Consider the following 13,956-nt stretch of genomic DNA (forward strand, 5'->3'; position numbering starts at 1 on the left):
CCCCCGCTGGCGGACCGGAGCCGCCCGCGCCCCGGGCCGCCGGCGGCCCCCCCGGCCCTCCCCCAGCCCCCGGCTGCTACTTCTTGCCCCGGTTCTTCACAGCCCGTTCCGCGGCCTGCGGCTGCTCGACCGACCAGCGCTCTGACCTGCGGCTGAGCCGTCAAAGGTTGTCATCGCTGGTCGCCCCTGGCCACCCTTCCACGGCCCAGCGACGGCCCAGCATGTTGTGCAGACGGCCCTACCTGACTCGACCGGCCAGCGTCCGGAGCACCGCCCCCACCGTCAGCAGGTGAGTACGTTCTGTGGACGAATCCGGCTCGCTGTGCCTGGGGCGATAGTGTCCAAGGGTGGCAACTCTCGCGCTCTTCGGCACCGACAGCCTCGCCCTTCCCAAGTCTCTGCAGGAGGCCGTGGAACACGGCGAGGTGTTCACCCGTGGCTGGGTGGTCGAGCTGATCCTGGACCTGATCGGCTACACGCCGGACAAGGACCTGTGCGACACCAAGCTGATCGAGCCGGCCTGTGGCGGCGGCGCGTTCCTGGGTGTCATCGCCTCCCGCGTAAGCGTCTCCTGCCGCGCCCACGGACGTCCCCTCACCGACGCGACCGGGGCGGTTCGGGCTTTCGATCTGCTGGACCACAACGTGGAGCGGAGCCGGACCCTGATCACGCGCGCACTGCAAGACGGGGGCTGGGGCTCAGCCGACGCCGAGCAGATCGCCGCGGCATGGGTGCGCCAGGGCGACTACCTGCTTCAGGCCGACTCCGACCACCGCGCCGACTACGTCGTTGGCAACCCTCCCTACATCCGGCTGGAAGACGTCCCCGACGACCGCATGGCCGCCTACCGGGACGCCTGCCCCACCATGAGCGGCCGGGCCGACATCTACATCGGTTTCCACGAGACCGCCCTGCGCAGCCTCGCCCCGGGTGGCCGCCTCGGCTTCATCTGCGCCGACCGCTGGATGCGCAACCAGTACGGCCGCGCCCTGCGCCGCCTGGTGACCCGCGGCTTCAGCATGGACCTGGTGTTGACCATGCACGACGTGGACGCCTTCGACGAGCAGGTCTCCGCGTACCCGGCGATCACGGTCATCTCCAACCGCCGCCAGGGGTCAGCCGTCGTCGCCGACACCACACGGGCCTTCGACGCCGCGCGGTCCCGCGACTTCGCCGCCTGGTGCCGGTCCGGGGCCCGTGAGCAGATCGACGCGGAAGCCTTCCAGGCCGTGCGCCTGCCGCACTGGTTCCCCGGGGAGGAGTCCTGGCCGGCGGCTTCCCCGGCCCGGCTGGCGATGCTGGAAGACCTCACCAAGCGCTTCGGGCTGCTGGAGGACCCCCGCACCGGGACACGTGTCGGCATCGGAGTCGCCACCGGCGCGGACAAGGTGTTCCTCACGCAGGACGCCGCCGCGGTCGAACCCGATCGGCTGCTGCCGATGGCGATGGTCCGCGACACCACCAGCGGCACCCTCGACTGGGGCGGCACCTACCTGGTCAACCCGTGGAGCACGGACGGCGACCTGGTCGACCTCGGCGCCTACCCCCGGCTCGCCTCCTACCTCGACAGGCACGGGGACGCCCTGCGCAAGCGGTACGTGGCGGTCAAGCAGCCCCACCGCTGGTACAAGACGATCGACAAGGTCGACGCCCGCCTCACCCGCCGACCCAAGCTGCTCTTCCCGGACATGAAGTTGACGATCCATCCGGTCCTCGACGAAGGCGGCCTGTACCCTCACCACAACCTGTACTACATCGTCTCGGACACCTGGGATCTGCGTGTTCTCGGCGGCCTGCTGCTGTCCGGGATCGCCCAGGCGTTCGTGGAGGCCTACGCGGTCCGGATGCGCGGGGGAACCCTTCGCTTCCAGGCCCAGTACCTCCGTAAGATCCGTGTTCCCGAACCGGAGGCGATCGACGAGCGGGACAGGGCCGCGCTCGCGGACGCCTTCGACCGCCGGGACGTGGAGGCTGCCACCGAGGCCGCGCTGCGCGTGTACGGACTTGCCGAACTGCCCGGGTAGGAGAAGCCGACGGTGACAGTCACCCGCCAGGACTTCGAGGACGCCATAGCCGCCTACTGGGGAGCCAAGCAGACGCAGGGCGAGCAGTCCGTGATCCGGGACGCGGTGGGCGCAGGCACCGCGGGCACCGTGCGGGGCGGCAAGCACTTCGACGCCATCGCCACCCTCCTGGCCAAGTTCTTCCTCGAAGCCGGTTACCCGCCCGAGAGCATCCGCGTCACCAAGTCCCAGGGACTCGCCCTGCCCGGCTACTACCGGCCGCAGAAGCAATGGGACGTCGTGGTCGTCCACGAAGGCGTCCTCATCGCGGCCTTCGAACTCAAAGGACTGGGCGGGCCGTCGTACGGCAACAACTACAACAACCGGGTCGAAGAAGCCCTCGGCAGCGCCGTCGACCTGCGCCGCGCGGCCCTGGCGGAGCTGTTCCCGAAGGAGAAGCCCTGGCTCGGCTACTTCTTCATCATGCAGGACGGCCAGGGGTCACGGTCTCCGGTCAAGATCGCAGAGGCCGGCCTGCCGGTCGACGACATGTGGCACGGCACCTCGTACCAGGACCGCTTCGGGATCTTCTGCCAACGGCTCGTCGACGAACAGCTCTACGACGCCGTCTGCTACGTGACCTCCTCACTGGAGAACCCGAGCCCGATCGAGCCGGTCGACAGCCTCGACTGGCGCCACTTCGCCGCGGCCGTGAACGCCCGCCTCGCCTACCTGAAGAGCCTCGGCCTCCCCGGGTAGTTGACGACACGCTCCCCCTCTGTCCATCCCCAAGCGACACCTGACTCGTAAGTCCGATCGCCGGGCCGCGTGGCCTGCTCGGTGATCACGTTCCTGACGGCGTCCGGTCCTCAGAGAGCTCACTCGGTCTGTTGCTGTCCACGGACGTTGATGTCAACTTCTGGCTCGGACGGCCCCCGGACGGCCCAGAGGTAGCAACGAGCCCTCTACCAGCAGAGAACCTGCTGGTAGAGGGCTCCTTCAGCACTTCGGACTACTTCTTGCCCTGGTTCTTCACGGCCTCGATGGCGGCCTTGGCCGCGTCCGGGTCGAGGTAGGTGCCGCCCGGGTTGACCGGGTGGAAGTCGGCGTCCAGGTCGTAGGACAGCGGGATGCCGGTGGGGATGTTCAGGCCCGCGATGTCGGCGTCGGAGACACCGTCGAGGTGCTTGACCAGCGCGCGGAGGCTGTTGCCGTGCGCGGCGATCAGGACGGTGCGGCCGGTGATCAGGTCCGGGACGATCGAGTCGTACCAGTACGGCATCATCCGGATCACCACGTCCTTGAGGCACTCGGTGCGCGGACGCAGCTCGCTGGGGATCATCGCGTAGCGCGGGTCGTCGCTCTGCGACCACTCGGCGCCGTCCTCCAGGACCGGCGGCGGGACGTCGTAGGAGCGGCGCCACCGCATGAACTGCTCTTCGCCGAACTCGTCGCGGATCTGCGCCTTGTTCTTGCCCTGGAGCGCGCCGTAGTGGCGCTCGTTGAGGCGCCAGGAGCGGCGGACGGGGATCCAGAGGCGGTCGGCGGTCTCCAGGGCGAGCTGCGCGGTGCGGATGGCGCGCTTCTGGAGGGAGGTGTGCACGATGTCGGGGAGCAGGCCGGCGTCCCTGAGCAGCTCACCGCCGCGGGCCGCCTCCTTCTCGCCCTTCTCGGTCAGATTGACGTCCACCCAGCCGGTGAACAGGTTCTTCGCGTTCCACTCGCTCTCGCCGTGGCGGAGGAGGATCAGCTTGTACGGTGCGTCGGCCATGGGCCCGAGCCTAGTAGACGTCCGGTGGGCGGGGCCGGGGCGGCCGACTGGCGAGACTACCCGCCGGTATCCCCCCTGCCCGGCCGGGGGCGGGGCAGGGAGAGAGGGGGCGGGGTCAGGCGGCCCGCAGGGCCTCCAGCGCCGTGCGGATGGCCGCCGTGGCGCCGGGGGCGAGCAGGACGGAGTAGTGGTTGGCGCCGGGCACGCACCGTACGGTCACCCCGCCGCCGTGCCCTGGGCCGAGGCCGGCCGCGGCGAGGCGGCCCTCGTCGTACAGCCCCTGCGGCTCGTCCAGCATGCCGCGTTCGGCCCACAGCAGGGTCACGGGCACCCCGGCCGAGGCGGCGTTCCGCACCGCCGCGAGGGTCTCCGGGCCGGCCAGGACGTCCGCCCCGTCGGCCCGTACCGCCTCCAGCACGCAGCTGCTGCGCAGCTCCGGCTCCCGTCCCACCAGATCGCGGTCGATGTAGGCCCGGACGTCGTCGTTCCAGTGCGGGCCCAGGGCCGGGTGCTCGCGGAAGAACGCGCGGTACGCCTCCCGGTCGGGGAAGGTCATCGACAGCCGCCGCATCGCCGGGCCGATCACGGCCTCCAGCAGCTCGTCGATGTCCGTTCCCCCGGGGGCGGGGAAGCCCACGCCGCCGTCCACCAGCACCGCGCCCGCGATCCGGTCCGGGTGGCGGGCCGCCGTCAGCGCGGCGACGAAGGCGCCCATGGAGTGGCCGACCAGCACCGCGCGCTCCTCGCCCAGGTGGTCCAGGAGGGCGATGACGTCCTCGGTGTGGGCGGCGAGCCCGTACGGCCCCGGGAGCGCGGCGCTGCGCGCCCGGCCGCGCAGGTCGGGGGCGTACAGCGGGGTGTCCTCGCCCAGGGCGGCGGCCAGGGACGCGAAGGAGCGGCCGTTGGCGGTGATGCCGTGCAGGGCGATCACCGGCTGCCCGGCGCCGGGCCACCGCGAGACGGCCAGCTCTCCTCCGCGCACCGGGACGGCCGTCTCCTGCGCGGTACGTGCGGTACGTGCGGTCGTCGCCGGGTCCGTGGCCGGGTCCGTCATCGGGTCTCCTCTCCCCTCCGCCAGGTCAGCGAGCGCCGTATCGAGGCGATGCCGCCCGGGGCCGCGTACACGGCGATCACGAACAGCGTGCCGAGGACGACCATCGGCTCCGACAGCGGCGCGCGCAGGATACCCGGCAGCCCGTGCACCAGGTCCGAGCTCGCCAGCACCGCCAGCCGCTGGTCGAGGAAGGTGAACAGCACCCCGCCGATCAGCGGGCCCCAGCGGGTGCCGCTGCCGCCCAGGACGACCATCACCAGCAGGGTGAGGGTGAACTCCGGGGTGCTGGAGCGCGGGGTGGCACCCGCCGTGACCAGCAGGTGCATCGCGCCGCCCAGCACGCCGAGGGCGGAGGCCAGGACGAAGACGCCGAGCTTGTGGCGGAACGGGTCGTAGCCGAGGACGGAGACCCGCTGCTCGTTGTCGCGGATGCCCTGCCAGACCCTGCCGACCGGCCGGGACACGGCCGTCCACACCACGGCGGCCGTCAGGGCGAGGTAGGCCAGGGCCAGCCAGTAGACGTTCGCGGTGTTCTGCACGCCGACCAGCGCGTCGGGTATTCCGCCGGTGTGCAGCGGCAGGCCCTCCTCGCCGCCGGTGAGGCCGCCCGGGTTGCGCTGCACCCAGATCGAGCCGGCCTGGGCGAAGGCGAGAGTGACCATGGCGAAGCCGATGCCGCCCAGGGCCAGTCCGCGCAGCGAGACGGCGCCCAGGAGGACGGCGGCGGCCGTGCCGCCGGCCAGGGCCAGGCCGATGGCGGGGAGGAGTCCCAGGCCCAGTCCGGTCATGGCGAGCTGGGTGCCGTAGGCGCCGCCGGCGACGTAGAGGGCGTGGCCGAAGGAGAGCAGGCCGGTGCGGCCGAACATCAGGTCGTAGCCGAGGGCGAGTCCGCCGAACACCAGGCACAGGGCGAGCAGTTGAAGCGATCCGGGCGAGTTGACCGGGCCGTCGAGCAGTACCGGGATCTCCAGGGCGGAGTACGGCAGCAGGGCCAGTACGACCAGTACGGCGGCCGGTGCGGCCGCCCCCCGCCACCGGCGGACGGGCCGGGCCGCGGGGCCGGACGATCCGCCGGGTCCGGTGGCGGCGGACGCGGGCCGCTCGCCGGAGGAGGGCGGTGCGGCGGCCCGGGCGGCCTGTGAGGTCTGTGAGGCCGGGGAGGCTGTCATGCGACTCCTCCTGCGAGTCGGGGGGCGGGGCGGGCGAGGACGACGGCCGCGAGCAGTACGACGACGGCGAAGTCGCCGTAGCCGTCGGCGTAGTAGTTGGCGTACTGCTGCACCAGGCCGACGGCGAGCGCGGAGAGCGCCACGCCGGGGATGGAGCCCATGCCGCCGATGACCACCACGACGAAGGCGAACACCAGCAGCGAGGTGCCCTGGTGGGGGGAGAGCGAGCCGAAGTAGAGCCCGCCGAGGACGCCCGCCAGTCCGGCGAGGGCGCCGCCGATGGCGAAGACGAGGGTGAAGGCGCGGGTGACGTCGATGCCCAGGGCGGTGACCATCGCCCGGTCCTCCACGCCCGCCCGCACGATCAGTCCGTAGCGGGTGCGGGACAGGAAGAGGTTGACGGCCGCCAGTACCACGAGGGCCGCCGCGATCAGCACGAAGCGGCTGACCGGCACCTGCGCGCCCAGCACCGGGACGGTGCCCGACAGCGCGTCGGGGACGGGGAAGGGGCGGGAGTCCGCGCCCCAGACGGCCTGGACGAGCGCGGGAACGGCCAGTGAGAGGCCGACGGTGACCAGGATCTGCTCGCGGGGGCGCCCGTAGAGGCGGCGGATGAGGACGAGCTCGACGACGATCGCCAGCAGCGCGCCGGTAGCGGTGCCGACCAGCGCGGCCAGCGCCAGCCCGCCCGTGCCGCCGACGGTCTCGGCGGTGCGCCAGGCCGCGTACGCCGAGACGGTGAGGAAGGCGCCGTGGGCGAAGTTGAGGACGTCCATCAGGCCGAAGATCAGGGCGAGGCCGGAGGCGATGAGGAAGTACAGGGCGCCCAGGCCCAGTCCGGTCAGGGTGAGCAGGACCAGCGTGCTCATCAGGTGGCCTCCTTGGTCGCGTGCTCGCGCTGTCCCTGCGCCCCGGACTGTCCCTCGGGCCGCTCCGGCCGCTCCGGCCGCTCCGGCCGCTCCGGCCGCTCCGGCCGCTCGTGGCGGCCGACGCCGAGCAGACTCGTGGTGCGCTCGCGGTCGGCGAGGAGTCCGGCCGCGTCGCCGGTGTGGACGGTGCGGCCCGCGTCCAGCACCACCGCGTCGTGCGCCAGGCGGCGTACGACGGCCAGGTTCTGCTCGACGAGCAGCACGGGGACGCGTTCGGCGGCGCGCCGGAGCACCTCGGCGACCTCGGTGACGACGCGGGGCGCGAGTCCCTTGGTCGGCTCGTCGACGATGACCAGGCGGTTGTCGTTGAGCAGGGCACGGGCGAGGGCGACCATCTGCTGCTGGCCGCCGGAGAGGGTGCCCGCCCGCTGCGTGCGCCGGGCCTTCAGCTCGGGGAAGAGGTCGTGGACGAGGTCGTAGTGGTGGGGTCCGCCGGCGCGTTCGGCGAGGGCGAGGTTCTCGGCGACGGTGAGGGAGCCGAACACCCCGCGGTCCTCGGGCACGTAGCCGACGCCGCGCCGTACCACGGTGTGGGTGCGGTGGCCGGTGACGTCCTCGCCGTCCAGGCGGACGGTGCCGCCGGTGACCTCGCCCTCCTCGGGCAGCAGGCCCAGCACGGCGCGGACCGTGGTGGTCTTGCCCACTCCGTTCCGGCCCAGCAGGGCGGTGGTGCCGGTGGGCGCGACGTCGAAGCCGACACCCTGGAGGATGGCGGACTGCCCGATGCGCACCCGCAGGTCGCGCACGGACAGGATGGGGTGCGGTGCGGGATCCGGTGCGGGGTTCGCGCTCACAGTTCCTCCCCCACGTACGCCTCCTGGACGGCCGGGTCGGCCATCACCGCGCCGGGGGTTCCGACGGCCAGCAGGGTCCCGTGATGCATCACGGCCACCCGGTCGGCGAGGCCGAGCAGGATGTCCATGTGGTGCTCGACCATCAGCACGGTGCGTCCCTCGGTGCGGTGGAGGGTGCGGATGACGTCGGTCAGCTCGCCGACCTCCTCGGCCGCGACGCCCGCCATGGGCTCGTCCAGGAGCATCAGGCGGGGGTCGCCCGGGGAGGAGCCGCCCTGCGCGAGGGTGGGGGCGAGCAGCACGGCGAGCTCCAGCTTGCGCTTGTCGCCGTGGGACAGGCCCCCGGCGAGGTCGTCGGCGCGTTGGGCGAGCCGTACGCGCTCCAGTACGGCCCGTACGCCCTTCCCGTCCTCCGCGACCCGCTTCGCGCCGGCCGCGCGGGCGGCCAGGGCGACGTGCTCGGCGACGGTCATGGTCGGGAAGACGGAGGAGGACTGGAAGGTGCGGCCCAGCCCGCGGCGGGCGCGGCGGTGGGGCGGCAGGCCGGTGATGTCGGCGCCGTCCAGCCGGACGGCGCCCGCGGTGGGGCGGGTGATGCCGGAGACGAGGTTGAACAGGGATGTCTTGCCGGCGCCGTTGGGTCCGATGACGGCGACGAACTCGCCTTCCTCCACGGCCAGTGCGACCCCGTCGACGATGGTCGCCGCACCGACGGACCAGCTCAGCCCGCTCAGTTCGAGGACAGGTGTCACCGCCGTCAGCCGATCTTCCGCTCGGCGGGGGCGACCGCCTGTGCGTCGACGGTGAGGGCCACCTTCGGCGCGTCGCCGTCGAACTCCGCCTGGAACATGGGCTGGAGCAGGGCGTGGTCACCCGCGCGGACGGTGTTCTCGCCCTTGACGCCCGCGAAGGTGTGGCCCTCCAGGGCCTCGACCATGGCGTCGGTGTCGCCGTCGGCGCCGGCCTCGCGGACGGCGTGGGCGACCATCTGCGCGGCGTTGAAGCCGTCGGGCGTGAACAGGTCGGTCTTCCAGCCCTTCTTCCCGAAGTACTCCTCGACGGCCTTCGCCTCGGGGGTGTCGACGGCGTCGGGCACGTAGTGGGCCAGGAGGGTGATCTTGTCGCGGGCCTTGCCGAAGAGGGGGTAGCCGGCACGGGTGTCGAGCCCGGTGACGACGGTGGCGGCGTCGAGCACGCCCTGCTGGTCGAGGGTGGTCCACATCGACTGGGCGGTGTCGCCGGCCCAGGCGACGAAGACCATGTCGGGCTTCGCGGCCTTGACCTTGGTGGCGGTCGGGGTGAGGTCGGTGGCGCTGGGCGGGGCGAGGACGGACTCCACGGTGATGCCGCCGGCGCCGAGCACGCTCTCCACGGCGGCGACGTTGGCCTGGCCGAAGGCGTTGTCCTGGGCGAGGACGACGACCTTCTTCCCCTTGCCGCCCTCGCCGTCGTCCTGCTTCACGAGGATCTGCTGTGCGGTGGCGACGTCCTGGAAGGTCTGGCGCCCGGAGCGGAAGGTGTACTTGTTGGCGCCGGTGAGGGCGTCGGTGGCGGCGGGGCCGGAGATGTAGAGCATCTTGTTCTGGGCGGCGACCGGCGCGATCTGGGTGGCGACGCCTGAAGCGGCCGTGCCGACGATGATCCGCACACCCTGGCCGGCGCTCTTCTTGGCCAGCGAGACACCCTTGGCGGGGTCGCCGCCGTCGTCGTACCTGCTGACCTTGATCTCGACGCCGTCGATCCTGCCCGTACCGCCGGTGACGTGGTCCAGACCCGCCTCGAAGCCCTGGAGGTACTGCTCGCCGTAGGAGGCCAGCGGCCCGCTGGTGGAGGTGATCAGGGCGACCTCGACCTCCTCGGCTCCCCCGTCGCCGGAGGCGGCGGTGCCGGGGCTGGAGCATGAGGTGGCGAGTGCGGCTGCCACGGCGGCCGCGGCTAGGGAGGTGATGGCGGGTCTGCGCATGGCGGGAGGGCTCCTCGGCGGGTCGGGTACGGGCCACCGGCGGTCGGCCCGCTCGTGTGGTGATTCCTGGCAGCGTCCGCCCCCCGCGCGTGCACCGGCAATGTCCGTGCCGTACACAGGAAGGGCCCGGCGCATGGGCTCTCGCCACATGTTCGCCGGGGCCTCCCGGTTGCTCGGTGCGGTCCCGCCGGTCCCCCGCCTGACGTCCGCCGGTCCGCCTGTCCGCTCACTCGTCGCGCAGCATGTGCGCGAACGCCTCCAGGTTGCGCGTGGACTCGCCGCGGGAGGTCCGCCAGGCGTACTCCTTGCGGATGGAGGTGGCGAAGCCCATCTCCAGCAGGGTGTTGAACGCACCGTCGGCGTTCTCCACGACCACGCCGAGCAGCCGGTCCACCTCCTCGGGGGTGACGGCCGGCAGCGGCAGCTTCCCCACGAGATAGATGTCACCGAGGCTGTCGAGGGCGTAACCCAGGCCGTACAGGCGGGTGTTGCGCTCCAGCAGCCAGCGGTGGACCTCGGCGTGGTTCTCGTCCGGGCGGCGGACGACGAAGGCGTTGACGGACAGGGAGTGCCCGCCGACGATCAGGGAGCAGGTCGTGGAGAGCTTGCGGGTGCCCGGCAGCGTGACGACGTAGTTGCCGTCGGACGGACTCTCCCACTTCAGCTCGGCCTCACGCAGCGTCCGCTCGATCGCGGCCCTGGCCTTCCCGGTCGCGCCGCCGCCGCTGTTGTCGCGCTTGTCACCCATGTGCCGATCGTAGGTGACGGCGGCGTCCGGCCATCGCCTCGGCGTACACCTCGGCGGTGGTGGCGGCGGCGGTGTCCCAGCCGAAGCCGCTCGCGTGGCGGGCGGCGGCCTCGCCCATGCGGGCCACCAGCTCACGGTCGCCGATCAGGCGCCGCAGGGCGCGCGCGTAGCCGGCCGGCTCGTGGCCGTCGACGAGGAAACCGCTGACCCCGTCGCGCACCGCCACCGGCAGTCCGCCGACGGACGCGGCGACGACGGGGGTGCCGCACGCCTGCGCCTCGACGGCGACCAGCCCGAAGGACTCGCTGTGGGAGGGCATCACCAGCACGCTCGCCGCGCGGTACCAGTCGGCGAGGAGGTCCTGGCCGACCGGCGGATGGAAGCGCACCACGTCGGTGATGCCCAGGCGGGCGGCGAGTTTCTGGAGCTGCTCGGGCTTGGCCAGTCCGCTGCCGCTGGGCCCGCCGACCACGGGGACGACGAGGCGTTCGCGCAGGGCGGGCTCCTCGTCCAGCAGCAGGCGGGTGGCGCGCAGCAGGACATCGGGGGCCTTGAGCGGCTGTATCCGCCCGGCGAACAGGGGCACGAAGGCGTCCTGCGGCAGGCCCAGACGGGCGCGGGCGGCGGCGCGGCCGTCGGCGGGGCGGAAGCGGTCGAGGTTGACGCCGGGGTGGACGACGGCCGTGCGGGCGGGGTCGGCATCATAGTGGCGGACGAGTTCGCCCGCCTCCTCCGCGGTGTTGGCGATGAGCCGGTCGGCGGCCCGTACGATCTGCGTCTCGCCGATGACGCGTGCGGCGGGCTCGGGGGTGTCGCCCGCGGCGAGGGCGGCGTTCTTGACCTTGGCCATGGTGTGCATGGCGTGCACCAGGGGGACCCCCCAGCGTTCGGCGGCGAGCCAGCCGACGTGGCCGGAGAGCCAGTAGTGGGAGTGGACCAGGTCGTAGTGGCCGGGCCGCCGGCTGGCCCAGGCGCGCATCACTCCGTGGGTGAAGGCGCACAGCTGGGCGGGCAGGTCCTCCTTGGCGAGCCCCTCGTAGGGACCGGCGTCCACGTGCCGCACCAGTACGCCGGGGGCCAGCTCGACGGCGGGCGGCAGCCCGCCGCCGGTGGCGCGGGTGAAGATCTCCACCTCGGTGCCCTGAGCGGCGAGCTGCGTGGCCAGCTCGACGATGTAGACGTTCATGCCCCCGGCGTCGCCGGTGCCGGGCTGGTGCAGCGGCGAGGTGTGGACGCTGAGCATGGCCACGCGGCGGGGCCGTCGCGTGAACCGGTGCAGCCGCCGACCGAGCCTGGTGGGATGCGGGCTCACCTGCGCTGCCTCCTCCGGGACGGGACGCCGAGCGACGGTCCGCTCTCTCGGGTCGTCAACACCGGCGCGGGCCGTTCCCTTCCCGTGCCCGGCCGCTTTGCCAAACCGTGACGCGGCCGGGCTCGGAGGCGCGGCGCGGTCCGGGCCCGCGCCGGGCGGCACGCGGCCGGACCGTAGGGTGGCCGGCATGGGCAGGCGTGGGGCGGAGCGGCCCGTGGGGGCCGTCACGCGGGGAACGACGAATCCGAACCGGCTGCGGCGCATGGACCGGTGGATCGCCGCCGTCCACGGACCCGCGCTGCGCCGCACCGCCGATCCGTACGGCCCCGTCGCCGTGGACCTGGGGTACGGCGCCGCGCCCTGGACGGCCGTCGAGCTGCTGGAACGGCTGCGGGCGCAGTGTCCGGACGTGAGCGTCACCGGGATCGAGATCGATCCGGCGCGGGTCGAGGCGGCCCGGCCCTACGAGCGCCCCGGGCTGGTCTTCGCCCACGGCGGTTTCGAGGTGCCGCTGCCGGGCGGGCGGCGTCCCTTGCTGATCCGGGCCGCGAACGTGCTGCGGCAGTACGAGGAGCGGGAGGTCGCCCCCGTCTGGGACCGGCTGCGCGCCCGCCTGGCGCCCGGCGGGCTGCTGGTGGAGGGGACGTGCGACGAGATCGGACGGCGGCACGTATGGGTGGCGATCGGCCCGGAGGGGCCGCGCACGGTGACGTTCGCGACCCGGCTCGGCTCCCTGGAAACGCCCTCCGACCTGGCCGAACGGCTGCCCAAGGCGCTCATCCACCGCAATGTGCCCGGTGAGCCGGTGCACGCCTTCCTGCTCGGCATGGACCGGGCCTGGGCGGCGGCCGCCCCGTACGCCGCGCTGGGCGCGCGGCAGCGCTGGATGCGTTCGGTGAAGGAGGTCGCGGCCCGCTGGCCGGTCGTGGACGGGCCGCGCCGCTGGCGCCAGGGCGAGGTCACCGTGCGGTGGGAGGCCCTGGCGCCGGGCGGCGGCGGGAAGGGGACGTGAGGGCGCGGGTGCTCGGATTTTCCCCGGACCCCCGGACCCCCGGCGCCCTCGGGGCCGGCCGCTCAGCCGGTCAGCTGCTTCTTGCCGGAGCCGCCGCTGACCTGGATCTTGCGCGGCCTGGCCTGCTCGGCCACCGGGACGCGCAGCGTCAGGACACCGGCGTCGTACGAGGCGTCGATCCGGTCGGTGTCGAGGGTGTCGCCGAGGAAGAGCTGCCGGCTGAACTTGCCGGTGGGCCGCTCGGCGGCGATCCGCTCGGCGTCCTCCGGCCCGAGCCACCGGCGCTCGGCGTGGACGGTCAGGACGTTGCGCTCGACGTCGAGGTCGATGCTCTCCGGGTCGACACCGGGGAGGTCGAAGTGGACCACCACGTCGTCACCGGAGCGGTAGGCGTCCATCGGCATTCCGACCGGGCGGGCCGTGGTGCCCAGCAGTTGCTCGGTGAGGCGGTCGAGCTCACGGAACGGGTCGGTGCGCATCAGCATCACGGGTCATCTCCTTCCCTGGAACCACTTCCTGTGATGCCCTCCGACTCTTGTATAACTCCAGGAAGGAAAATTGACAAGTGCCGACTCAAGTATATTGAAAGAGCAGGTCAGTGCGGGTGTCTGGAAGGTTGCCGAGAGGGCTGGGACGATCCTCAGCCGAGGTGGAGGGCGGCCAGCAGGGCATCGACGAGCAGCCGGTCCTGCTCCTGGGTGAGCTGCCGCCGGGCCTCCCGCGGTGGCAGCCACAGCAGCCGGTCCACCTCGTCACCGGGAGTGAACGCCCCGCCGGTCGCCTCGGCGGCCCAGTAGCGGACCTCCTTGGTCCGGCCGCCGGTCCCGTAGCGCGTGGTGGGCAGCACCGCGCCCGGCGTGCAGGACATGCCGGTCTCCTCGCGCACCTCGCGCACCGCCGCGGGCAGGGCCGCCTCGCCCGGCTTGAGCTTGCCCTTCGGATGCGACCAGTCGTCCCACTTGGGCCGGTGCACGAGCGCGATCTCGATACCCGCCGCACCGGCGGCCGTGCCCTCGCCCGCTCCCGCGCCGGAGCGCCTGCGGCGCCACAGCACGCAGCCGGCCGCGCGGACGGTGCGGGAGCCCGGCCCCGGGCCGGGCGCCGGTCCCCCGCCCCCCCCGCCCAACAGCGGCCCCCCACCGCCCCCAAAGCCACCCCTGTCTCTAATAAACAACTGACGCTGCCGACCACAGGCTCGTTG

General features: G+C 72.9%; 14 protein-coding genes. 3 read left to right on the forward strand and 11 right to left on the reverse strand.

Annotated features, from left to right (window positions below):
- Positions 1-347 precede the first annotated feature (347 nt).
- On the forward strand, positions 348-2,024 hold the full coding sequence (locus AC2CJA_RS15125) for an Eco57I restriction-modification methylase domain-containing protein (RefSeq protein WP_484603221.1): 1,677 nt from the start codon (positions 348-350) through the stop codon (positions 2,022-2,024).
- 12 nt (positions 2,025-2,036) lie between these two features.
- Positions 2,037-2,762 carry a PaeR7I family type II restriction endonuclease gene (locus AC2CJA_RS15130; RefSeq protein ID WP_484603222.1) on the forward strand — a complete coding sequence of 242 codons (726 nt, stop codon included), beginning with the start codon at positions 2,037-2,039 and terminating at the stop codon, positions 2,760-2,762.
- 253 nt (positions 2,763-3,015) lie between these two features.
- On the opposite strand, the gene AC2CJA_RS15135 is transcribed toward AC2CJA_RS15130, so the two are convergent.
- The 9 genes from AC2CJA_RS15135 to mshA all read right to left on the reverse strand — a co-directional run bounded on the left by AC2CJA_RS15135 (position 3,016) and on the right by mshA (position 11,743).
- Positions 3,016-3,774, reverse strand: coding sequence for a phosphoglyceromutase (locus AC2CJA_RS15135; RefSeq protein WP_484603223.1), 759 nt, complete (start codon positions 3,772-3,774; stop codon positions 3,016-3,018).
- Between the two features lie 115 nt (positions 3,775-3,889).
- Positions 3,890-4,828, reverse strand: a complete 939-nt coding sequence (locus AC2CJA_RS15140; protein ID WP_484603224.1) for an alpha/beta hydrolase — start codon at positions 4,826-4,828, stop codon at positions 3,890-3,892.
- The gene (locus AC2CJA_RS15145; RefSeq protein ID WP_484603225.1) at positions 4,825-5,997 is read right to left on the reverse strand and encodes a branched-chain amino acid ABC transporter permease; all 1,173 of its coding nucleotides are present in this window, start codon (positions 5,995-5,997) and stop codon (positions 4,825-4,827) included. The genes AC2CJA_RS15140 and AC2CJA_RS15145 overlap by 4 nt, the downstream gene beginning before the upstream one ends.
- Positions 5,994-6,866, reverse strand: coding sequence for a branched-chain amino acid ABC transporter permease (locus tag AC2CJA_RS15150; protein WP_484603226.1), 873 nt, complete (start codon positions 6,864-6,866; stop codon positions 5,994-5,996). Before AC2CJA_RS15150 ends, AC2CJA_RS15145 begins: the two co-directional genes overlap by 4 nt.
- Positions 6,866-7,720: an ABC transporter ATP-binding protein gene (locus tag AC2CJA_RS15155; protein ID WP_484603227.1), complete on the reverse strand. Its 855-nt coding sequence runs from the start codon at positions 7,718-7,720 to the stop codon at positions 6,866-6,868. The genes AC2CJA_RS15150 and AC2CJA_RS15155 overlap by 1 nt, the downstream gene beginning before the upstream one ends.
- Positions 7,717-8,472: an ABC transporter ATP-binding protein gene (locus AC2CJA_RS15160; RefSeq protein ID WP_484603228.1), complete on the reverse strand. Its 756-nt coding sequence runs from the start codon at positions 8,470-8,472 to the stop codon at positions 7,717-7,719. The genes AC2CJA_RS15155 and AC2CJA_RS15160 overlap by 4 nt, the downstream gene beginning before the upstream one ends.
- 5 nt (positions 8,473-8,477) lie before the next feature.
- A complete protein-coding gene (locus tag AC2CJA_RS15165) occupies positions 8,478-9,683 on the reverse strand; it encodes a substrate-binding domain-containing protein (protein ID WP_484603229.1) in 1,206 nt (401 codons plus the stop codon).
- A gap of 226 nt (positions 9,684-9,909) precedes the next feature.
- Entirely contained in the window at positions 9,910-10,431 is a 522-nt protein-coding gene (locus AC2CJA_RS15170) for a type III secretion system chaperone family protein (protein ID WP_484603230.1), read from the reverse strand.
- The gene (gene mshA / locus AC2CJA_RS15175) at positions 10,424-11,743 is read right to left on the reverse strand and encodes a D-inositol-3-phosphate glycosyltransferase (protein WP_484603231.1); all 1,320 of its coding nucleotides are present in this window, start codon (positions 11,741-11,743) and stop codon (positions 10,424-10,426) included. Before mshA ends, AC2CJA_RS15170 begins: the two co-directional genes overlap by 8 nt.
- A 187-nt stretch (positions 11,744-11,930) precedes the next feature.
- Between mshA and AC2CJA_RS15180 the strand changes: the two genes are divergently transcribed.
- Positions 11,931-12,755, forward strand: a complete 825-nt coding sequence (locus tag AC2CJA_RS15180) for a class I SAM-dependent methyltransferase (RefSeq protein WP_484603232.1) — start codon at positions 11,931-11,933, stop codon at positions 12,753-12,755.
- A 62-nt stretch (positions 12,756-12,817) separates the two neighbouring features.
- Here AC2CJA_RS15180 and AC2CJA_RS15185 read toward each other — a convergent pair whose 3' ends face one another.
- Positions 12,818-13,240 (reverse strand): Hsp20/alpha crystallin family protein, encoded by a 423-nt coding sequence (locus tag AC2CJA_RS15185; RefSeq protein WP_484603233.1) that lies wholly within the window; start codon positions 13,238-13,240, stop codon positions 12,818-12,820.
- Positions 13,241-13,395: 155 nt separating this feature from the next.
- On the reverse strand, positions 13,396-13,881 hold the full coding sequence (locus AC2CJA_RS15190) for an NUDIX hydrolase (protein ID WP_484603234.1): 486 nt from the start codon (positions 13,879-13,881) through the stop codon (positions 13,396-13,398).
- Positions 13,882-13,956: the final 75 nt, after the last annotated feature.

It is taken from the genome of Streptomyces sp. ATLC9 (assembly GCF_057196705.1).